At 43.5% G+C, this 19,943-nt stretch carries 17 protein-coding genes, 1 pseudogene and 2 other annotated features; of the genes and pseudogenes, 6 read left to right on the forward strand and 12 right to left on the reverse strand.

The genetic code is table 11. From position 1 onward, the window contains the following. Nucleotides 1-3 precede the first annotated feature (3 nt). On the reverse strand, nucleotides 4-1,263 hold the full coding sequence (locus tag ACXAD1_RS17545) for a Y-family DNA polymerase (RefSeq protein ID WP_474910668.1): 1,260 nt from the start codon (nucleotides 1,261-1,263) through the stop codon (nucleotides 4-6). 242 nt (nucleotides 1,264-1,505) lie between these two features. Here ACXAD1_RS17545 and ACXAD1_RS17550 point away from each other — a divergent pair, with 242 nt between their 5' ends. Next, nucleotides 1,506-1,712, forward strand: coding sequence for a YqzH family protein (locus ACXAD1_RS17550; protein WP_370224771.1), 207 nt, complete (start codon nucleotides 1,506-1,508; stop codon nucleotides 1,710-1,712). 204 nt (nucleotides 1,713-1,916) lie between these two features. Here the strand turns inward: ACXAD1_RS17550 and ACXAD1_RS17555 are convergent, their stop codons facing one another. Continuing rightward, nucleotides 1,917-2,711, reverse strand: coding sequence for an SDR family NAD(P)-dependent oxidoreductase (locus ACXAD1_RS17555; RefSeq protein ID WP_206838393.1), 795 nt, complete (start codon nucleotides 2,709-2,711; stop codon nucleotides 1,917-1,919). 1 nt (nucleotide 2,712) lies between these two features. Beyond that, nucleotides 2,713-3,687 carry an MBL fold metallo-hydrolase gene (locus ACXAD1_RS17560; RefSeq protein ID WP_206838395.1) on the reverse strand — a complete coding sequence of 325 codons (975 nt, stop codon included), beginning with the start codon at nucleotides 3,685-3,687 and terminating at the stop codon, nucleotides 2,713-2,715. 362 nt (nucleotides 3,688-4,049) lie between these two features. Then, nucleotides 4,050-4,299, forward strand: a binding site (T-box leader). A gap of 66 nt (nucleotides 4,300-4,365) precedes the next feature. On the opposite strand from ACXAD1_RS17560, the pseudogene proC reads away from it, so the two are divergent. The 3 genes and pseudogenes from proC (at nucleotide 4,366) to namA (ending at nucleotide 7,518) form a co-directional block, all read left to right on the forward strand. Continuing rightward, nucleotides 4,366-5,195 (forward strand): annotated as a pseudogene (gene proC / locus ACXAD1_RS17565) (pyrroline-5-carboxylate reductase). Nucleotides 5,196-5,261: 66 nt separating this feature from the next. Next, entirely contained in the window at nucleotides 5,262-6,401 is a 1,140-nt protein-coding gene (locus tag ACXAD1_RS17570) for a glycosyltransferase family 2 protein (protein ID WP_474910669.1), read from the forward strand. Nucleotides 6,402-6,498: 97 nt separating this feature from the next. After that, nucleotides 6,499-7,518 (forward strand): NADPH dehydrogenase NamA, encoded by a 1,020-nt coding sequence (gene namA, locus ACXAD1_RS17575; RefSeq protein ID WP_474910670.1) that lies wholly within the window; start codon nucleotides 6,499-6,501, stop codon nucleotides 7,516-7,518. 48 nt (nucleotides 7,519-7,566) lie between these two features. Here the strand turns inward: namA and ACXAD1_RS17580 are convergent, their stop codons facing one another. The 3 genes from ACXAD1_RS17580 to rnz all read right to left on the reverse strand — a co-directional run bounded on the left by ACXAD1_RS17580 (nucleotide 7,567) and on the right by rnz (nucleotide 10,859). Then, nucleotides 7,567-8,904, reverse strand: coding sequence for a sodium-dependent transporter (locus ACXAD1_RS17580; protein ID WP_370224767.1), 1,338 nt, complete (start codon nucleotides 8,902-8,904; stop codon nucleotides 7,567-7,569). A 166-nt stretch (nucleotides 8,905-9,070) separates the two neighbouring features. Continuing rightward, nucleotides 9,071-9,286: a binding site (T-box leader), on the reverse strand. A gap of 88 nt (nucleotides 9,287-9,374) precedes the next feature. Then, the gene (locus ACXAD1_RS17585) at nucleotides 9,375-9,920 is read right to left on the reverse strand and encodes a histidine phosphatase family protein (RefSeq protein ID WP_370224766.1); all 546 of its coding nucleotides are present in this window, start codon (nucleotides 9,918-9,920) and stop codon (nucleotides 9,375-9,377) included. Continuing rightward, on the reverse strand, nucleotides 9,921-10,859 hold the full coding sequence (gene rnz / locus ACXAD1_RS17590) for a ribonuclease Z (RefSeq protein WP_206838407.1): 939 nt from the start codon (nucleotides 10,857-10,859) through the stop codon (nucleotides 9,921-9,923). A gap of 335 nt (nucleotides 10,860-11,194) precedes the next feature. Here rnz and zwf point away from each other — a divergent pair, with 335 nt between their 5' ends. Further along, entirely contained in the window at nucleotides 11,195-12,697 is a 1,503-nt protein-coding gene (zwf, locus tag ACXAD1_RS17595) for a glucose-6-phosphate dehydrogenase (RefSeq protein ID WP_206838409.1), read from the forward strand. Between the two features lie 105 nt (nucleotides 12,698-12,802). Here zwf and gndA read toward each other — a convergent pair whose 3' ends face one another. The 6 genes from gndA to mce form a co-directional block, all read right to left on the reverse strand. Then, nucleotides 12,803-14,212 (reverse strand): NADP-dependent phosphogluconate dehydrogenase, encoded by a 1,410-nt coding sequence (gene gndA, locus ACXAD1_RS17600; RefSeq protein WP_370224765.1) that lies wholly within the window; start codon nucleotides 14,210-14,212, stop codon nucleotides 12,803-12,805. A gap of 173 nt (nucleotides 14,213-14,385) precedes the next feature. Beyond that, nucleotides 14,386-15,684, reverse strand: a complete 1,299-nt coding sequence (locus ACXAD1_RS17605) for a DNA polymerase IV (RefSeq protein ID WP_474910671.1) — start codon at nucleotides 15,682-15,684, stop codon at nucleotides 14,386-14,388. 124 nt (nucleotides 15,685-15,808) lie between these two features. Then, nucleotides 15,809-16,285: a chemotaxis protein CheW gene (locus ACXAD1_RS17610; protein WP_206838416.1), complete on the reverse strand. Its 477-nt coding sequence runs from the start codon at nucleotides 16,283-16,285 to the stop codon at nucleotides 15,809-15,811. Between the two features lie 137 nt (nucleotides 16,286-16,422). Next, nucleotides 16,423-17,535 carry a tripeptidase T gene (locus ACXAD1_RS17615; RefSeq protein ID WP_463445823.1) on the reverse strand — a complete coding sequence of 371 codons (1,113 nt, stop codon included), beginning with the start codon at nucleotides 17,533-17,535 and terminating at the stop codon, nucleotides 16,423-16,425. Nucleotides 17,536-17,612: 77 nt separating this feature from the next. Then, nucleotides 17,613-19,163, reverse strand: a complete 1,551-nt coding sequence (locus ACXAD1_RS17620; RefSeq protein WP_474910672.1) for an acyl-CoA carboxylase subunit beta — start codon at nucleotides 19,161-19,163, stop codon at nucleotides 17,613-17,615. Nucleotides 19,164-19,166: 3 nt separating this feature from the next. After that, entirely contained in the window at nucleotides 19,167-19,577 is a 411-nt protein-coding gene (gene mce / locus ACXAD1_RS17625) for a methylmalonyl-CoA epimerase (protein ID WP_206838422.1), read from the reverse strand. 179 nt (nucleotides 19,578-19,756) lie between these two features. On the opposite strand from mce, the gene prli42 reads away from it, so the two are divergent. Next, on the forward strand, nucleotides 19,757-19,852 hold the full coding sequence (gene prli42, locus ACXAD1_RS17630) for a stressosome-associated protein Prli42 (protein WP_019380208.1): 96 nt from the start codon (nucleotides 19,757-19,759) through the stop codon (nucleotides 19,850-19,852). The last annotated feature ends 91 nt before the right edge of the window (nucleotides 19,853-19,943 follow it).

The raw sequence follows: 19,943 nt of genomic DNA on the forward strand, positions 1-19,943 counted from the left end.
CTTTTACATTTTATGGCCGCCAACCAATGTCGCACGGTGCTTGGCGGTTCCTGCGCTTGTATAAGAGACGGCTCTCAGCAGAGCTCCCCCTCCAAACTTGGAGCGGATCCGGTCCACTGTGTAGCCGAGCTCCCTTTTTTTCCAGCCATCCAAATCGAACAGATTCAGCTGCATTTCGCAGTCATCCGTAATATTGCCGAGGGAAATGGAAATCTGACGCACTGTTTTGCCCTCATAATTCTCGTCAAAAAGCTCGAGGCAGACGCGGTAAAGATCCATCGTAATATTGGTTGGCTGGTCAACTGTCCTTGAGCGGTAGAAGCCTCCTCCGAATTCATCCTGGCTGTAGCCAAGGCCAAAGCTGATGGTCCTGCCGGCTTTACGGTGGCTGCGGGCCCTTCTTGCCACTTCCTCACACATCTCAAGGACCACATGCTTAATTTCCTTTTCCTCTTTGTAATCCCTCAGTAAAATCTGGCTTTTCCCGAAGCTGATCTGCCCTTCCATGATCGGTGCCCCTATTTCCGACAGATCAATACCCCATGCATGGTGATAGAGCTGATTGCCCATAATCCCAAACTTTTTTTCAAGCTTAGCCAAATCATAGCGGGCAAGCTGTCCTACTGTAAAAATCCCCATTCCATTCAATGTCTTTTCAACACGGCGGCCGATGCCCCACATTTCCCTTAAAGGGGATACATTCCACAGCTTTGTTTTCACATCTTCATACGTCCATTCAGCAACTCCCTTTTTTTTCGCTTCAAGATCCAGGCAGAGCTTTGACATAAGCAAATTAGGCCCTATTCCTATGGCACAGGGGAGCTGAAATTCCCGTTCAATATCATCTTTTATTTTCCAGGCAATTGTCCGGGCATCACCCCAGAGATGCACTGCGCCGTCTACTTTTATAAAACTTTCATCGACACTGTACGTATGGATGGCTTCCTTGGGGACATAACGGTTAAACACCCTGGTGATTTCAGTGGAGATTCTTAAATAAGTCGCCATTTTCGGCTCCTCAATTCTAATGCGCGGGTCATTAGGAACCTCAAAAAGGCGGGCCCCTGTCTTTATCCCAAACTCTTTTTTCATTCGCGGAGAGGCAGCCAGAACAACGCTGCCCTTCCGTTCCACATTCCCCGCAATCACAAGATAGCAGTCAAGGGGATCCAGACCAAGCATGACAGCAGAACAGCTTGCATAAAAGCTCTTCATATCAACACACAAAATTTGATTATTCGGCATTGTGCTGTAATCAACCATGACTTCGACATCCTCCTTCAGAAAAGCGCAAGGCGCCGCACCGGCTTATGCAGGTCGGCAGCGCCCGAATCCAAATAAAAATAACCAAGAACATTTGTTCTATATATATGTATACCCAATATATTAAGCGAATATGCGTTCGGTTTCAATGGAAATTTTACGCGATTTTTCTTAAAACAGGTTCTTTTGCCAGGTGCCGATATGACCAGAAACCAGTATAATCAGCTTGAGGTGCAAAAATAATGAACAAAAAACTGATATATAAAATGGTTCAAAACTGTTTAAAGCAATATAACGAGGACAGCCATTCCATTACGTTTGAAAGCAGGGAATTTGCAGAGATATTCAATAAAGTCATAAAGGAGAAAAATAAAGAAGCAGACAGCGAGCTGCATGAAATAGTAAATGATGTGGTATACGGGTATATTACGGGCTCACCTTATTTTTAAAGAATAAAAAAGCAGCTGCAGGGATTTGGCTGCAGCTGCTTTCTTATAAGATAAGACAGTATAAATTTTTGAACGTCAATAACTGTCTAGCTCCAGCGCCTACCCCCTCGAGGTCACAAGCCAATCCTCCCAAAAAGGCAAAGAACGCCTTTCCGGGGGCTCGTCTTGTGCTTGTCGGGGGTGGGCAAGGCGCTTCCGCTTTTCTTATTTCTGATTGAATGCACGTTTTCCAATTTTTTCGAACAGTCCTGGAAAAAGTGTATAGACAATACTTCCCGCATTCATCCACCGCGGGAGATTAATTTCCCTGACTGGCATCAGCATGGCATTGACTACTTTAAGCGCCACATACTCGGGCTTAAGCATATACTTGCTGACATTTTTCACATATGTGCCTTTTTCATCGGCAATATTGAAGAAGTTTGTCTCAATCGGTCCGGGATTAACAGCAGTCACAAAGACATTGCTGTCAGCCAGCTCCATGCGAAGGCTGTTCGTATAGCCAAGAACAGCATGCTTGGTTGCAGAATAGATACTGGATTTCGGTGTGGCAATTTTGCCCGCCTGTGAGGCGATGTTGATAATATGGCCGCTTCTCTGTTTCCTCATCACCGGCAGCACCATGCTGGTGCAAGCCATTAAACCAACTACATTTACATCAAACATTTCCTTTATTTCTTCAACTTTTGCTTCATGCGCCTCACGGAAAACTCCGAACCCGGCATTATTAACAAGAACATCTATGCGATCAAACCGCGCAAGTACTTCGGAAAAAACAGCCGAGACTTCGTCAGTGTCCGAAACATCGAGTTTACGTATGTAAACATCCACTGAAAAACGCCTCTGCAAATCTGCCTGCAGTTCCTGCAATTTGTCAAGGCTGCGGGCAAGAAGGACAAGGTTTGCTCCCCTCTCAGCACAAAGAACAGCCATTTGGGCTCCAATCCCTCCAGATGCACCTGTGATAATCACATTTTTATTTTTCAAACTGTCTGACAAATCAAACCACCTCTTTTGATGCGGAATACAAGAATGCTTCCTCCTCTTTATTTATATAAATCTCTCCTATTGAATGCAAATAGTCAAGCTGCGCGACCGTTTCGGAAATCGTCAGGGAAAGCTCCTTCTCATAAACTTTCGGAAAAAGGCGGCGGCACACTTCAAAAACAGTGAGTGACTCAGACTCAAGCCATGCCTTTACTTTCATTGCCCGCTCATGCTGGCGGCCAAGCCTTTCGTTTATTAACTCATTCACATTTGTAATATCCTCTCCATGTCCAGAGTAAAAAAGGGATATTGGCAGCTGCCGCAGCTTTTTCAGCGACTCGTTATACTGAAGCTGCGGCTTCGGCCGTTCCGAATTGCCGGGAAGCGGCGGCTCCAGGATGGGATTGGGAGAAATGTGTGCAAGCAAATGGTCTCCTCCAAGGAATACACCATCTTTCTCCCTGAACAAACCTATATGGCTCTGTGCATGCCCAGGCGTCTCCACTACCGTCCAATCGTCCATCCCTTCAGGCTGGCTGCCTTCCTTCAGTTCGCCCGTCAGGGTACGATTGCAGGAATAGCGCAGAGTCTTTTTCATCTTGTTTATAAAAGAAAAATAGCTTTCAGGAATCCCAAATTCGTTAAACAGTTTTATGTAAAATTCATCATGAAATTTTAGAAACTGGTCCGTCCGGGACAGCCACCTTTGATTAACCGGGTGCCCGAACACATCGAGACTGTCTGGAAAAAAGTCAAGCAGCCCGGCATGATCGGGATGATGATGTGTAAGGACAACCTGTTCAAAATCACCGGGAGTTAAATTCAGCTCTTTAAGCTGGGATTTTAGAGCTTCCCACGCTTCATCCGTTTTAGGGCCGGCGTCCACAAGAGTCAGCTTTTCCCCTTTTACTGCATATACATTAACGTCACCGACAGGAAAAGGTGTCGGGATAACAAGTTTTGCAATTCCATCCTTCCAATCTGCCATTTTAACAATCCCCCTAAAATCACTATATTTAAATAAAATAAAGCTGTTTTTTTTATATACTTCCGCTGGCCATCCAAGTCATACAGTCCATATGCCCTTAAGATAACCACCCTGTTTCACCCTTAAAATATAAGTATTTGCCATGCGTACAAATTACTGAAATTCCATAACAAAATTTAGAAATCTTCATATATAAAAATAAGTGTACCGTTCTTTTTGCTAATTGTCATTATTTTCACATAATTTTTGCGCATTATTAATATTTTTTTGGGAAATACCGCTTGACAAATAAGCGTGTCTTCTTGCATAATCACAATTAAAATTTGATTTCCACAGACCAAAGCTGGAATATGGACAGCAGAAAAATAGCGATGAATAAGATTAGTAAATGGAAAACGGCGAAAGAGAGTGAAGCTCAGCGGCTGAAAGGCTTCACAGTCCACTTGACCATTGAACCTGCCTTATGAGCTGTTAGGAAAACCTAAACGCACCCCCGGCGTTATCGGGATCGAGATGCCTTTTCAAAGACAGCGGATGCAGCAGGCATGCTGCACCAAGAAGGAAAAGGCAATGAAGGTGGTACCGCGGAAGCATAGTCTTTTCGTCCTTTACTGGATGGAAAGGCTTTTTTATTTTAGTCAGCCGGCATTATGAACAATAAAGGAGGAATAACAGCAAATGAAAAAGTTAGCTATTGTTGGGGCAGGATCAATGACAGAAGCGTTAATATCAGGAATGATTGAAAGCCGGCTCATTACCGGCAGCAATATTTGGGTCACAAACAAATGCAGCAGGGAAAAGCTGCAATCCATGCAAAAAGCCTATGGCGTTCAGACTACTTATAATCTCAGCGACCTGTTCAGTGGTGCTGAAACTGTTATTTTAGCGATGAAGCCAAAAGATGCAGCGGATGCCATCACTCTCATAAAACCTTATTTACAGGAAGATATGCTGATCATTTCCGTTCTGGCTGGGGTTTCAATCGAAAGCATTGAACGTTTGGCGGAAAAAAGCTGCCAGTCGTGAGAGCCATGCCGAATACATCGGCAGCCGTCGGAAAGTCCGCCAGCGCGTTATCGGCTAATGAAAGAGTGACCAAAGAACAGATGGAAGCAGTAAGAAGCATTTTTGATACAGTGGGAAAGTCAGCGTTTGTAGAGGAAAGTCAGCTGGATGCCGTAACAGGCCTGTCAGGCAGCGGACCGGCGTATATTTACTATCTTGCGGAAGCCATGGAAAAAAGCGCGGAAGAAATCGGGCTCGAAAAGGAGATGGCGAAAGAATTCATCATCCAGACCCTCATAGGGGCAGCCGAAATGCTGGCCAGGTCAGCCAAGGATCCTCAGCAGCTTAGGAAGGAAGTAACAAGTCCCGGCGGCACTACCGAAGCAGGTGTAAAAGTTCTTGAAGCGAACGGTGTGCAGAAAGCCTTTATTGAATGCATTAAAGAAGCGACAGCCCAATCCAGGCGGCTTGGCCAAAGCTTCAGCAGCACAGTGAAAATTTAGCCGGGGCATCTCCCCTGTAAATACGCCTTCTTAATGCAAACTATGAAAAAAGGATGAGAACCTGCAATGCTCATTATTCTATTAAGCGCAAGTCTCCTTGTATGGATTGCAGTACTAATTGATGCCGCTCTGGGACTAAAAAGCCTGGACCGCCTTGAAGATAGCGATACGATGACTGAAGGCCCTCTTCTTTCTGTCATAACAGCGGCAAGGAATGAAGAAGCCAGGCTTGAGGAGAGCTTAAAAACCCAGCTGCAGCAAAGCTACAAACGCATTGAATGGATATTGGTCAATGATCGTTCAACAGACAGCACGGGGAGGATCATGGACCGCCTCCAGGAGCGTGATTCAAGGGTTAAGTGTCTCAATATCAAGACGCTCCCCAGTGGGTGGCTTGGAAAAAATCATGCCCTTTACAAGGGATATTTAGAGTCATCAGGGGAATTAATCTTGTTCACAGATGCCGATGTGTTATTTAAAAAGGATGCCCTCAGCAAGGCGGTTCATTATTTTAATAAGAATGACCTTGACCATTTAACGGCGGCACCGAGCTTGGCAGGAAGGAGTTTCTGGCTCAATACATTCATTGCTTTTTTTCTTTTCGGCTTTTCCTATTATAAACGCCCCTGGCTGGCGAACAATCAGCGTTCCAAAACCGGCATTGGCATTGGGGCATTTAACATGGTATCCAGGCAATCCTATGAAGCAATCGGAACACATAAAGCAATAAAAATGAGGCCAGATGATGATTTAATGCTGGGAATGAGAATAAAACAAAATGGTCTCAAACAGAAATTTGCAACGGCGATGGACCTGATTGAAGTTGAATGGTATGAAAGCTTAAAAGAAGCCTTCAAAGGAATGGAGAAAAATACATTTGCTGGCCTTCATTACCGGGTTAGCATGGTTCTGTTTGCCATTGCCGGCACATTCATTTCTCAGGTGCTTCCCTTTATCACCATTTTTTCAGCCGAAAAAGTTATTTTCAGTTTAAGCCTTGCAAACATCACTTTTTTAGCAGTTGTTTATACAATCATTACAAAAAGAATGTCCAAATTTTCTCCGCTTCTGTTTGTTGTATTTCCAATTACAGCTCTCCTGTTTATTTATTCCATACTCCGTGCCAGCATTCTAACCTTTGTAAGGGGCGGTATAGTCTGGAGAGGTACATTATATAAATTAAGCGAACTCAGGAATAAACGCTGAAGTGAGCAAACACCTTCCTAAGTGCATGTTCTTTTTCATTTGCCGAATCGCCTGATATACTTAATATTTAGGATAGCGAAATAAGGAGGCATTGATTATGGAAACAAAGCTTTTTTCCCCTTTAACAATTAAAGGAATCACCTTTAAGAACAGAATTGTTATGGCCCCGATGTGCATGTACTCAAGCCATAATGAAGACGGCATGGTTGAAAACTGGCACCGGACACATTATACGAGCCGGGCTGTTGGCCAGGTGGGATTAATCATCCTGGAGGCAACTGCTGTAACTCCGCAGGGACGTATTTCTCCGCAGGATCTGGGAATATGGAACGATGACCATATCGCAGGCCTGAGAGAATTAACCGGGCTAATGAAAGAACACGGGGCATCAGCCGGGATACAGCTTGCACATGCCGGCAGAAAAGCGACTGTCGAAGGGGAAATTCTCGCTCCATCGGCTATTGCTTTTAATGAAAAAATGAAAACGCCTAAAGAAATGACAAAAGAAGAGGTGTCCGAAACTGTAGAGTCATTCAAAAGAGGTGCTGAAAGAGCGAAAAAAGCCGGCTTTGAAGTAATTGAAATCCATGCGGCACACGGCTACCTGATTAATGAGTTTCTTTCACCGCTAAGCAATAAGCGAAGTGATGAGTATGGGGGATCAGCCGAAAACCGATACCGTTTCCTCCGTGAAGTCATTGAAGCAGTTAAAACGGTTTGGGATGGGCCTTTATTTGTTAGAGTATCAGCACATGATTATCATGATGAAGGGTTAACTGCAGAGGATTATGCAGAAATGGGCAAATGGATGAAGGAGCAGGGAGTGGATCTTATTGACGTAAGTTCCGGAGCAGTAGTGCCGGCTAGAATAAATAGCTACCCGGGCTACCAGGTCAAATTCTCTGAAACCATTAAGGAAGGTGCCAATATTCAGACTGGTGCGGTCGGGCTGATTACATCCGGCCTGCAGGCCGAAGAAATCCTGCAAAACGGACGGGCAGATTTAATATTCATTGCGAGGGAATTGCTGAGAGATCCTTACTGGCCTCGTACGGCAGCAAAGGAACTTGGGGCAGCAATTGAACCGCCTAAGCAATATGAGCGCGGATGGATTTAAGTTAAAATATAAAGAGAAAAGGGATGGTGAACCACCATCCCTTTTCTCTTATATAATCTGCAGTGAATCAAGGAATACAATGATGATGACCAAAGGCACCACATAACGCAGAAGGAAATACCACACGGAAAAGATCCCATTCAGCGATTTTGAACCTTGAATTAATTCATTTCTCAGCAGGTCCACCTTCATTTTGTATGAAACAAAAATAGAAATGAACAGCGCCCCTACCGGCATTAATACATTGCTGACAAGAAAATCAGCGCTGTCAAAAATCGTTTTGCCGAAAATTGAAATATCTGATAGGCTGCTGAAGGAAAGTGCCGATGGGACTCCCACGATAAAGATTGCCAATCCTGTCAGCCATGCTGCACGGTTTCTTCCACTGCCCTTCTTATTCGTCAGAGCAGCCACCACAATCTCGAGCATTGAAAAAGCGGAAGTTAAGGTTGCAAATAAAAACAGTGCAAGGAATAGAAGCAAGAAAACTCGTCCAAACAGAATCTGATCAAAAACAGATGGCAGGACAATGAACAATAAACCAGGACCTGCAGCAGGCTCAAATCCCAGTGAGAAAACTGCAGGAAAAATAGCCAATCCGGCTAGAATTGAAATAAATAAATTCATTCCGACAACGGAAAAGGCCGGCTGCATCAGATTTTCATTTTTAGATAGATAAGAGCTGTACGTTACCATTACCGATACCCCGACACTTAGAGAGAAAAATGATTGACCCATCGCATAAAGGACAGTTTCAGATGTTAAATTTGAAAAATCAGGCTTTAAAAAGAATGAGACGCCTTCCATGGCATTATCCAATGTTAGAGATCGTGCAATCAAGATAATAAATAAAACGAACAAAGCCGGCATCATAATTTTGCTGACCTGCTCGATACCCTTCTGGATGCCCTTAGCCACCACTAAAACAGTTATGAATAGGAAGATCCCTTGTGCCGCTACAACAGACACAGAGTCTGACACCGATGCGCCAAATAGCTCTTCGTAATTGCCGGCTCCATTCATAGAACCGGTAACCCCGTAAACAATGTACTTCAGAATCCACCCGCCTATCACACTATAAAACGATAAAAGCAGAAAACAGGTAAATACGCCAAGGTAGCCAATCCAGTGCCACTTAGTTCCCGGAGCAATATCCTTATATGCCGAGATTGCCTCTTTCCCCGTGCTGCGGCCGATCACAAACTCAGCCAGCAAAAGCGGAAAACCAATTAAAAGGGAAAATAGCAGAAATAATAATATAAATGCTCCGCCGCCGCTTGTTCCCGTCACATACGGAAGCTTCCAGATAGCTCCAAGTCCGATTGCCGAACCGGCCGAGGCTAAAATAAATCCAATCTTCGATGACCATTGCTCATTTTGCTGCATGCCTGTACCTCCATAATTTAAAAATAAGAAAGTTTAAAGTTCCGAAATTCAATAACTGTCTAGCTCAAGACTCCAATAAACGGTGCCTGCAGCTGTTCTTAATAGAAACCGGCCGGATTTCCATTTTAAGATATTCTTCCAAAAAAACAAAAAAGCCACCTACTTCAAAAGGGACGCGAATCAGATTCACGCGGTACCACCCTTTTTGAAAGCATGTGACTTTCCACTCGAAATATAACGGATTAACCGTCTTTTCTGCTATATTGCAGAAAAGAAAAGCTCCAAGATGAAATTCATCTTATCTTTGTGCCAGTTTCCACCATCCACTGGCTCTCTATAAACAGGGAGATAAGACTTAATAGAGTCTCTTCATAGCTTTTTAATATAATGTTTTAAAGTATAAGTGTGATTATATTATGCCTGCAGGAAACCGTCAATGCCAAATTTGAAAAATTCAATTTTTCAAGTCATTACTTTTCGTTCCAAATCCGCCTCCAAACCGCACCCTCACTATCTGCCTTAATTTCGAAAACATCCGGGTTGCTCATCTTCATAAGATGCTCGAAGCCTGCATTTTCATCGAAATAGCGCAGCAGCAAAGTGGATAAATTGCCATGGCTGACCAGAACGAAATGATTTTCTTTAGAAGCAATTAATTCACCCAGCAGGGAAGCAGCTCGTTCCATACCTGACGAATGGGATTCTCCACCTTCGAAAACCAGATCAAAATCGGAAAAGCTTTGCTTAAGCTTCTCCTGCCAATCATCAAAAAGAATGGAGCTAAGCACCCTTTCCCCCAAACGGCTTTCCTCAACAATCTCAAGCTTTCTCGACTGTGCGAGCGGCCGGATAGTTTCAATCGCCCGCACAAAAGGGCTTGAGTATATGCGATGAATTTCCTTGCCTTTAAAGAAATCAACTAGTTTTAACGCCTGTTCCCTTCCGCTTTCTGTCAATTTAGCGGAAAAAGGCTGGCCCTCAGCCTTTGCATGGCGCACGATATAGAAAGTTTTCAATTAATTCTCCTCTCCTTTATCAAGCGGTATATGAATTTCTTTAAAGTCCTCAGCCATTACCGTATTGGGGAAAATTGTCTGCGATTCCTTCACAAGCTGTTCCCAATCCTGGCGTTCATATCGTGAACTGATATGATTCAGGCAAAGTTTCCTTGCGTTCGCCTTGCGAGCGACTTTGGCAGCCTGCAGGGTTGTCGAATGAAAATAATCGTATGCAAGCTTTTCTTCCCCTTGCGAGAAGGTTGCCTCATGAATTAATAGATCAGCATGAGCAGCTAATTCAATTGCCGCATCACAGATTCTGGTATCTCCCAGAACCGTGATAATTCTTCCCTTTTGAGCAGGGCCCAGAAAGTTCTTTGCTTCCAGAATACGCCCATCCTCAAGCTCTATGTTTTCGCCATTTTTTATTTTCTTATATATTGGACCCGGTTTGATTCCCGCTTCGGCAAGCTTATCCGCGAGCAATGTTCCCGGACGGTCCTTTTCAGTGACCCGGTAGCCATATGAAGGAATCCCGTGCTCGAGCAAGCGCGCTTCCACCTTAAAGTCTTTTTCATCCAATATAGTGCCATCACTGATTTCAGCAACTTTCAAAGGGTATTTCAGGTATGTACCGCTGACAGAGAGCGAGACTTCAATATATTCTTTCAGCCCTTTTGGTCCATAGAGAGTCACCTCAGTATCACCGCCCTGAAAAGAGCGGCTGGACAGCAATCCGGGCAAGCCATAAATATGATCTCCATGAAGATGGGTAATAAAGATTTTTTCAATTCTCCTCGGTTTAATGCTTGTATGTAATATTTGGTGCTGAGTAGCTTCCCCACAGTCAAAAAGCCAAATGCACCCTCTTTCATCCAGGAGCTTTAAAGCCATCGAAGATACATTCCTCAGTTTTGCTGGAATTCCCGCACCCGTACCCAAGAAAAAAACATCCATTGAAAAAAACAGCCTCCTTTCCGGCAGTTCGGATTAAAAACCTGTCAGGCCTTGCCAGTTCGAATATAAACAATATACCATAGCATCCTCGGAATTCATTCTAAAACAATTGGTTTTTGTTTTATTTGACAGGATAGTTCCTGGCCTTTAGAAAGAAACTATGTTAAAAAGGACAAACTTAATATTTGCGAAAATAGCTTTAAACAGATACAATTTTATACTTGTACAGACGTTTTTTTTCGAATGCAATATAACAGCTTTTTCTAAAGCTGCTGGCGGACAAATGTCAGTCCAGCCTTACATACAGAAATTTGTCGAAAAGAGGTTCTAGAATCGTGAAATCAAACGAAAAACCGACCGCATTAATAATGATATTTGGGGCAACGGGGGATTTGGCAAAAAGGAAATTGTTTCCCTCACTTTACCGCTTGTACAAAAAAGGCAGGCTGTCTGAACGTTTCGCGGTAGTCGGGATTGCCAGAAGGCCGCTCTCGAATGATGAATTTCAGGCAAGTGTCAAAACCTCTGTTGAGTCAGCTATTAAAGATAATGGAGAACTTGATGATTTTATTTCTCATTTTTACTACCATTCGCATGATGTGACGAATTCAAGCTCCTATTTGGCATTAAAGAGTATGGCCGAAAAATTGGATACTCATTATTCCCTTGAAGGCAACCGCATTTTCTACCTCGCCATGGCTCCTGAATTTTTTGGAACCATCGCAGAGCATTTAAAAGCCGATGGCCTGACGGATGTGGACGGCTTTAAGCGTCTTGTCATTGAAAAGCCTTTTGGTCATGATTTGGAATCAGCGAAACAGCTTAACAAGCAAATTCGAAAAGCTTTTTCAGAAAATGAAATATACCGGATTGACCACTACTTAGGAAAAGATATGGTGCAAAATATTGAAGTTATCCGTTTTGCCAATGCCATTTTCGAACCTTTATGGAACAATCGCTACATCTCAAATATCCAGGTTACATCAAGCGAAGTATTGGGTGTAGAAGAACGCGGCCGTTACTATGAAAAAAGCGGTGCTCTTCGTGACATGGTTCAAAACCATATGATGCAAATGGTTGCCCTCCTGGCAATGGAACCTCCAATCCGGCTGACAACGGATGAGATCAGATCTGAAAAAGTGAAGGTATTAAGAGCAATGCGTCCGCTTGAAGGGGATCAGGTGAAAGAATACTTTGTCCGCGGCCAATATGGAAAAGGCCAAATAAACGGACAGGAAGTCCCCGCTTACAATGAAGAACCGATGGTGGATGAACAATCAAACACCGAAACTTATGTTGCTGGCAAGCTGATGATTGACAATTTCCGCTGGGCAGGTGTGCCAATCTACATTCGCACTGGAAAAAGAATGGCTGCAAAATCAACGAAAATTGTTATCCAGTTCAAGGATATTCCGATGAACTTATATTATCAGACTGAGCAAACGTTAAATCCGAACCTTCTGGTCATCCATATTCAGCCTGAAGAAGGAATTACCCTTTATTTGAATGCACAAAAATCAGGTCAAAACATGGAAGCCACACCAGTAAAATTAAACTTTGCCAACAAAGGCATCGATGATATGAATACGCCTGAGGCCTATGAAAGGCTATTATATGATTGCATGCGAGGAGACGCAACCAACTTTACCCACTGGGATGAAGTGGCCCTTTCCTGGAGTTTTGTCGACAAAATTTCCGACGTATGGGAAAACACTAAAGAAGGCGGCTTCCCTAACTACGAATCCGGTTCAATGGGTCCAAACGAAGCAGACCAGCTGCTTGAAAAAGACGGTTTCTTCTGGTGGCCAGTAACAGACCTTGATGTTGAACAATGCTAAATAATTTTCGACCCCCCTGCCGCGGCAGGGGGGTCGTTTAGTGAATGCCATAATTCAGCTTCCTGCAATACAAAAAAACAGCGCCTTTTGGACGCTGTTTTTATATTACTCCATCCAATTGGTATGGAAGATGCCTTCTTTGTCTGTACGCTGATAAGTGTGTGCGCCAAAGTAGTCACGCTGTGCCTGAAGAAGGTTAGCAGGCAAAGTTTCTGTGCGGTAGCTGTCATAATAGGACAGCGCAGCAGAGAAGCATGGTACAGGGATGCCGTTTTTCACAGCCGTACTGATAATTTCACGGGTAGCATCCTGGTAGCTTTCCACGATTTCCTTGAAATACGGATCAAGAAGCAGGTTCTTTAAACCAGGCTCACGGTCATATGCTTCCTTAATTTTTTGAAGGAATTGGGCACGGATAATGCATCCGCCGCGGAAAATCATAGCAATATCGCCGTATTTAAGATCCCATCCATATTCTTCGGATGCTGCTCTCATTTGAGCAAAGCCTTGTGCGTATGAGCAGATTTTGCTCATGTAAAGGGCTTTGCGGACACTTTCGATAAAGGCTTTTTTATCGCCGGCGAATTCCGATGCGGCTGGCCCGCGCAGAACTTTGCTTGCGTTGACACGCTCTTCTTTCATAGCAGAAATGAATCGGGCAAATACGGATTCAGTAATGATTGGAAGCGGTACACCGAGGTCAAGCGCACTTTGGCTTGTCCATTTGCCGGTTCCCTTTTGGCCAGCTGTGTCAAGAATGACATCTACCAGCGGCTTGCCGGTTTCATCATCTTTTTTCGTGAAGATATCAGCCGTGATTTCAATTAGATAGCTGTCAAGCTCACCTTTATTCCAATCGGCAAATACTTCATGAAGCTCCTCAGCAGTCAAGCCAAGCACATTTTTCAAAAGAAAATAAGATTCGGAAATCAGCTGCATATCACCGTATTCAATGCCGTTGTGGACCATTTTTACATAATGGCCTGCCCCATCCGGACCGATGTATGTTGTGCATGCTTCACCACTAACCTTTGCCGCGATATCTTGAAAAATCGGGGCAACCAGCTCGTAGGCTTCTTTTTGGCCGCCAGGCATAATCGAAGGCCCTTTTAATGCGCCTTCTTCACCGCCGGATACTCCTGTACCGATGAAGTGGATGCCCAGCTCGCTTAATTCCTTATTGCGGCGCTGTGTGTCCACAAAGAAGGTATTTCCGCCATCAATCAGAATATCCCCTTTATCCAATAAAGGCTTTAACTGCTCAATTGTCGCATCTGTCGGACCGCCTGCTTTAACCATAAGCATGATTTTACGCGGTTTTTCCAGGGAATCCACAAACTCTTCAAGTGTATATGTACCTTTAAAATTTCTTCCTTCCACTTCTCTAAGCATCTCATCCGTTTTTTCACGTGAGCGGTTAAAAACGGATACAGAGTAACCTCTGCTTTCAATATTCATGGCAAGATTTTTGCCCATTACGGCTAAGCCGATAACACCAAACTGTGATTTCGTCATCTTTTTATTACTTCCCTTCTAGCCTTTATGCGTGTAATTGCTTGTTCAAAAAAAGCTTTCTTAAGAGTTTTTATGAACATTTAATCCAATAAAAGAATCCACTTTACTTTAGCAAGATTCCTATTCTTATTCAACTTTCCTGTCTTAGTTTAGCTTATAGCCGCCTGAAAAACTCATGAAATATCATCTTTTTCTTTTTTATTGCCCCTTTCAGGCATACTATGCAAAAAGTCTTTATCAAAGCTGGTATCAGTGCCGATTTTGGGGCGGGTCAATTTCATTTCCGAAAGTGCACCTGCATTGTCGATTATTTTAGTTCCGTATTTCTTGCGCAAAAGTTCCATTGTCTGAAATAACGGCTCCTTTCTGGCATCCTTTTCAAAACTGAATAGATCCAGCTGTTTAACCGCCTGTTCGGGATAAACAAGGTCTGTTCCTGTAATGCCCAGCAATCGTACTGCATTTCCATTCCAATGTTTTATAAAAAGCTCTTTTGCCATTTGATAAATATCTTCATCCTGCTGAATCGGATTCTTCAGTTTGCGGCTTCTGGTAATGGTTTTCCGGTCCTTATACCGAATGGTAATCCCCAGAGATACCGCCATTACTTTTTTCCTTTTCAGTCTGGAAGAAACCTGTGCAGCCAATTTTTCAAGCACCTGAAGCAGCTCTCTTTGATTTGAAACGTCCCTTGGCAGTGTAGTCGAATTCCCCACACTTTTAAATTCAGAAGCCGATTCCGGATCGACTTTTCTAAGATCTTGGCCATTAGCTTTTTGTTTCAGTCTCGGGCCATTGATGCCCAAGGCTGCTTTTAAAATAATTTCATCCGCTTTTGCCAATTCGCCGATAGTGGTGATGTTGAGATTTCTCAGCTTTTCCCCGGTTTTCTTGCCGACTCCGTGCATTTCTTCCACTTGCATTGGCCATAGAATATGCGGTACATCTCTTTTTCTGAGAACAGTAATCCCCATTGGCTTTTTCATGTCAGAAGCCATCTTGGCTAAAAATTTGTTGGGAGCAACACCGATGCTGCAGGGCAAATCGAGCTGCTGAAAGATCTGCTTCTGTATCGTCTCGGCAATCTCTATTGGGCTCCCAAACTCATAGCTGTCTGTTATGTCCACATATCCTTCATCAATGGATACAGGTTCAACAAGGGAGGAATATTCGTGCAATATATCAAACATTCCCATAGAAGCTGCACGATATCTCTCAAAATTTGGCTTCATTATAATCAGCTGGGGACAGAGCTTTTTAGCCTCCCATAGAGGCATGGTGGTTTTTACGCCGAAGCTCCTTGCCTCATAGCTGCAAGTCACAATTATTCCGCGCCTCTCCTCCGGATTGCCTGCGATCGCTAAAGGCTTGCCCTTTAATGTGGGATCATAAGCCATTTCAACCGAAGCATAAAAACTATTCATATCAACATGGAGGATAACTCTCCCGTTTTTTGGATACATTTGTTTCATGCCGGCACTTCCCTGTAAAAATAATTCAATTCTATTTTAGCAGAAATTTTTCTTTTCTTTTATTAGAAGGATTTTATAAAAGCAAAAACAGAGAATCTTGATCCCCTGTTTTTATATTCGATCACTATGCTGTTGTGTGCTGCGTTTTCATATACTCCTTTATTTCCCTTATTCCTTCCAGAGATTCCACCAGCTTTGCAGGGTCGATTATGGTAATCAGCCTGCTTTCGATATTGGCTACACCTGTAAAATAATTGGTCTTTTGATAGGCAATCAAACCTGGCTGTTTCAGGCAGTCTGCTGGAATATCGAGAATTTCCTTGGCTTCATTCACTAGCACTCCGAATGATAGCTCGTCTGTCTGCAGCACGATCATTCTTGCTGAGTCGCTATCGGGCAGTGTCCGGCTGTAAAGAATTTCTTCAAAATCAACAACGGGAATTAGCTCTCCCCGGACTTTAACAATTCCTCTTACATGACTAGGCAAATGAGGAATCGGTGTAATGCCCTCCATTTTTTCAATTGATATAACAAAAGGAATGGGCGTGGCATACTCCTCATTTCCTGCACAGAAAACGACAGCTTTATTATTTTCAGTCATTCCATTTCCTCCTCGGAAACTCTTATGTATAGAACTAATATACCATAGCCATTATTTTCTAACTAGTGAGGAAACTAATTGAATTCAGTAATATAAAAAAGAGAACCGCATCGGGTTCCCTTTCTTTAAGCTTACGCTTAGACTTCTTCGATAATGGCAATAACCATTTCAGCCAATTTATTTAATTCTTCAATAGGCATGCGCTCATTGGTTGTATGAATTTCTTCATAGCCAACAGCAAGATTGACTGTAGGAATTCCTAAACCGGCAATAACGTTCGCATCGCTTCCGCCGCCGCTGTGAAGAAGCTCGGAGCTCCTGCCAATCTTGGCAGCGGCTTTGCGGGCTACCTCAACGACATGGTCACCTTCGCCAAATTTAAAGCCAGGGTACATAACCTGAACATCCACTTCAGCTTTGCCGCCCATTTCTTCGGCAGCACTTTCAAAAGCTTCTTTCATTTTAGCTACCTGCTGTTCCATTTTTTCAGGAATTAATGAACGTGCTTCTGCTAAAATATCAACATGATCACACACGATATTCGTCTGCTGGCCGCCTTCAAAACGCCCAATGTTAGCCGTTGTTTCTTCATCAATGCGGCCAAGTGGCATTCTTGAAATCGCTTTCGCTGCCATAGTGATAGCAGAAATGCCTTTCTCAGGGGCTACACCGGCATGTGCTGTTTTCCCTAGAATAGCAGCTTTTACTTTTGCTTGTGTCGGAGCGGCAACGATAATATTTCCCACTTTTCCGTCACTGTCCAGTGCATAGCCGAACTTCGCTTTAACAAGTGAAGGATCGAGTACCTTCGCTCCGACCAGTCCGGATTCTTCACCAACTGTGATTATAAACTGGATAGTTCCATGAGCAATATTCTGCTCTTTCAGGACTTTAACAACTTCCAGCATAACAGCAAGTCCTGCCTTGTCGTCGGCACCCAGGATCGTTGTTCCATCTGTTACAACATAGCCGTCCTTAATGGAAGGTTTAATTCCTTTTCCAGGAACAACCGTATCCATATGGGAAGTGAAATAAATTGTGTCTGTTCCTTCTTTAGTTCCCTGCAGAGTGCAGATGAGGTTGCCTGCACCGTGTCCGGTCTGTGCAGTTGTATCGTCTTCGTACACCTCAACCCCAAGATCCCTGAATTTTTTCTTCAGGACTTTTGCAATTTGAGCTTCATACTTTGTTTCAGAATCAATTTGCACCAGTTCCAGAAATTCGTTTAATAAGCGTTCCTCATTAATCATTTATGTACAAACCTCCAAATTTAAGCTTACTAAGCAAGTATAACTCCAAAATTTTGGCACAGCAAATAAGGAATCATTTATAGCGGAATATTTCCATGCTTTTTATGCGGCCTGCTTTCTTTTTTATTTCGCAGCATTTCAAGCGCCTGAATGATCTTGATTCTCGTTTCTCGCGGATCGATGACATCATCCACCATGCCCCTGCTTGCCGCCACATATGGATTAGCGAACTTTTCTCTGTACTCCTCGATTTTTTGTGCTCTGGTGGCCTCGGGATCTTCACTATTCTGGATTTCCCTTGCAAAAATAATGTTGGCTGCACCTTGAGGACCCATTACGGCTACTTCCGCATTCGGCCATGCAAATACAAGATCTGCGCCGATAGATTTACTGTTAAGGGCAACGTAGGCTCCGCCGAAAGCTTTTCTTAAAATAACAGTAAGCTTTGGCACTGTTGCTTCTGAGTAAGCATAGAGAATCTTTGCACCATGCCGTATGATCCCGCCATGCTCCTGTTTAACACCTGGGAAAAAGCCTGTAACGTCCTCAAATGTAATAAGAGGAATATTAAAGGAATCACAGAACCGGATAAACCTTGAAGCCTTATCGGAAGAATCAATATCAAGTCCTCCTGCCATTACCTTCGGCTGATTGCAGACAAGTCCCACCGTTTCACCCTTGATTCGGGCAAGCCCGACTACAATATTCTTAGCAAAGTCACGCTGTACCTCCATAAAAGTATCTTTATCCACTACCTGTTCAATGACTTTTCGGACGTCATATGGACGAAGGGCATCAAAAGGAATGGCGTCTGTCAGATCCGGACGGTAATCATCGTCCTCATCCCGTTCTGACAATGGCGGTTTTTCCTTATTATTCTGTGGAAGGTAGCTTAAAAGACTTCGCACCTGCTCAATAACTTCCTCTTCGGACTCGCCTCTAAAGTGTGCGTTTCCGCTGATTGTGTTATGCACACGGGCACCGCCCAGATCCTCCGGTGAAATTTTTTCCCCAGTTACCGTTTCGATTACTTTTGGGCCAGTTATGAACATCTGGCTCGTTTTTTCCACCATGAAGACAAAATCCGTGATCGCTGGAGAATAAACCGCTCCGCCTGCACAAGGCCCCATAATGACGGAGATCTGAGGAATCACTCCTGAATAAATGGAATTCCGGTAGAAAATATGGCCGTACCCATCAAGGGAAACAACACCTTCCTGAATTCTTGCACCTCCGGAATCATTCAAGCCTACAAATGGAGCCCCATTTTCTGCCGCCAAATCCATTACATTGGCAATTTTTTTTGCATGCATTTCCCCAAGGGCACCGCCAAAAACAGTAAAGTCCTGGGAAAATAAGAAGATAGGCCGTCCGTTGACTTTACCATAGCCAGTTACAACACCATCGCCGGGGCCTTTTTGGTTTTCCAATCCAAAATCTGTGCTGCGGTGCTCAATAAATGGATTCAGCTCAACGAATGTGCCCGGGTCAACTAATAAATCGATTCGTTCACGGGCAGTCAGTTTCCCTTTTTCATGCTGTTTTTGTATACGCTCATCCCCTCCGCCCAGTTCGACTTCCCTGCGGCGGTCGTATAACTCATTTATTTTCTCATAGATGTCTGCCATGCTTTATTTCAATCCTTTCTTTTCACAAAATTCGTATAATATGCCGCCTGTTGATTTCGGGTGCATAAAGGCTACCTGGGCACCGCCAGCACCAATCTTCGGTTCATCCTGCAGCATCCTGATGCCCTGTTCCTTCATTTGATTAATGCGTTCCTGTATGCTGTCAACACCTAATGCTACATGATGAAGACCTTCGCCTCGCTTCTCTATAAACTTGGCAATTGGACTTTCTTCACTTGTCGGTTCCAGCAGCTCAAGTTTCGTTTCCCCTGCTTTAATAAAAGCAACCTTTACCCCTTGACTTTCCACTTCCTCAATTCCGAGAAATTCTAGCTGCAGCGTTTCAGTATAAAATGGAAGCGCTTCATCAAGAGACCTGACAGCAATCCCTATATGGTCCACCTTCTGGATCATCTGGTTTCCTCCTCATGGATGTCGGATATTATCAATTTCCCGCAGAATGCGGGCATATTTTAAGACTATTATTTAAATATTCGTTAAAAATGTCGAAAATCCTTTTAAAAATTGAGCGGTTGTTCAATTTGAAGATTCTTAGTAAAATAATAATAAGAATTGGGACGAGGAGGAATAGAATGTCAAATAAGAAAATGACAAAGGTAATTGTTTATTTAATGATATTTGCAATGCTCGCATCTACACTCATTATGGGAATGTCGATGTTTTTATAACAGAAACTATGTAGATTTTTTCAGCTGCTGCGGATGGCCATTCCGGGCAGCTTTTTTTGTTTTATCCAACATATTTTTAACAGGTTATCTA

The sequence above is a fragment of the Cytobacillus sp. ABV4_503 genome (assembly GCF_056158445.1).

What these genes read in the sequence shown, in the direction of transcription:
- ACXAD1_RS17545 (WP_474910668.1), bottom strand. Translation starts at nt 1,263, where the DNA reads ATGGTTGATTACAGCACAATGCCGAATAATCAAATTTTGTGTGTTGAT.
- ACXAD1_RS17550 (WP_370224771.1), top strand. Translation starts at nt 1,506, where the DNA reads ATGAACAAAAAACTGATATATAAAATGGTTCAAAACTGTTTAAAGCAA.
- ACXAD1_RS17560 (WP_206838395.1), bottom strand. Translation starts at nt 3,687, where the DNA reads ATGGCAGATTGGAAGGATGGAATTGCAAAACTTGTTATCCCGACACCT.
- ACXAD1_RS17570 (WP_474910669.1), top strand. Translation starts at nt 5,262, where the DNA reads ATGCTCATTATTCTATTAAGCGCAAGTCTCCTTGTATGGATTGCAGTA.
- namA (WP_474910670.1), top strand. Translation starts at nt 6,499, where the DNA reads ATGGAAACAAAGCTTTTTTCCCCTTTAACAATTAAAGGAATCACCTTT.
- ACXAD1_RS17580 (WP_370224767.1), bottom strand. Translation starts at nt 8,904, where the DNA reads ATGCAGCAAAATGAGCAATGGTCATCGAAGATTGGATTTATTTTAGCC.
- rnz (WP_206838407.1), bottom strand. Translation starts at nt 10,859, where the DNA reads ATGGATGTTTTTTTCTTGGGTACGGGTGCGGGAATTCCAGCAAAACTG.
- gndA (WP_370224765.1), bottom strand. Translation starts at nt 14,212, where the DNA reads ATGACGAAATCACAGTTTGGTGTTATCGGCTTAGCCGTAATGGGCAAA.
- ACXAD1_RS17605 (WP_474910671.1), bottom strand. Translation starts at nt 15,684, where the DNA reads ATGAAACAAATGTATCCAAAAAACGGGAGAGTTATCCTCCATGTTGAT.
- ACXAD1_RS17610 (WP_206838416.1), bottom strand. Translation starts at nt 16,285, where the DNA reads ATGACTGAAAATAATAAAGCTGTCGTTTTCTGTGCAGGAAATGAGGAG.
- ACXAD1_RS17615 (WP_463445823.1), bottom strand. Translation starts at nt 17,535, where the DNA reads ATGATTAATGAGGAACGCTTATTAAACGAATTTCTGGAACTGGTGCAA.
- ACXAD1_RS17620 (WP_474910672.1), bottom strand. Translation starts at nt 19,163, where the DNA reads ATGGCAGACATCTATGAGAAAATAAATGAGTTATACGACCGCCGCAGG.
- mce (WP_206838422.1), bottom strand. Translation starts at nt 19,577, where the DNA reads ATGATCCAGAAGGTGGACCATATAGGGATTGCTGTCAGGTCTCTTGAT.
- prli42 (WP_019380208.1), top strand. Translation starts at nt 19,757, where the DNA reads ATGTCAAATAAGAAAATGACAAAGGTAATTGTTTATTTAATGATATTT.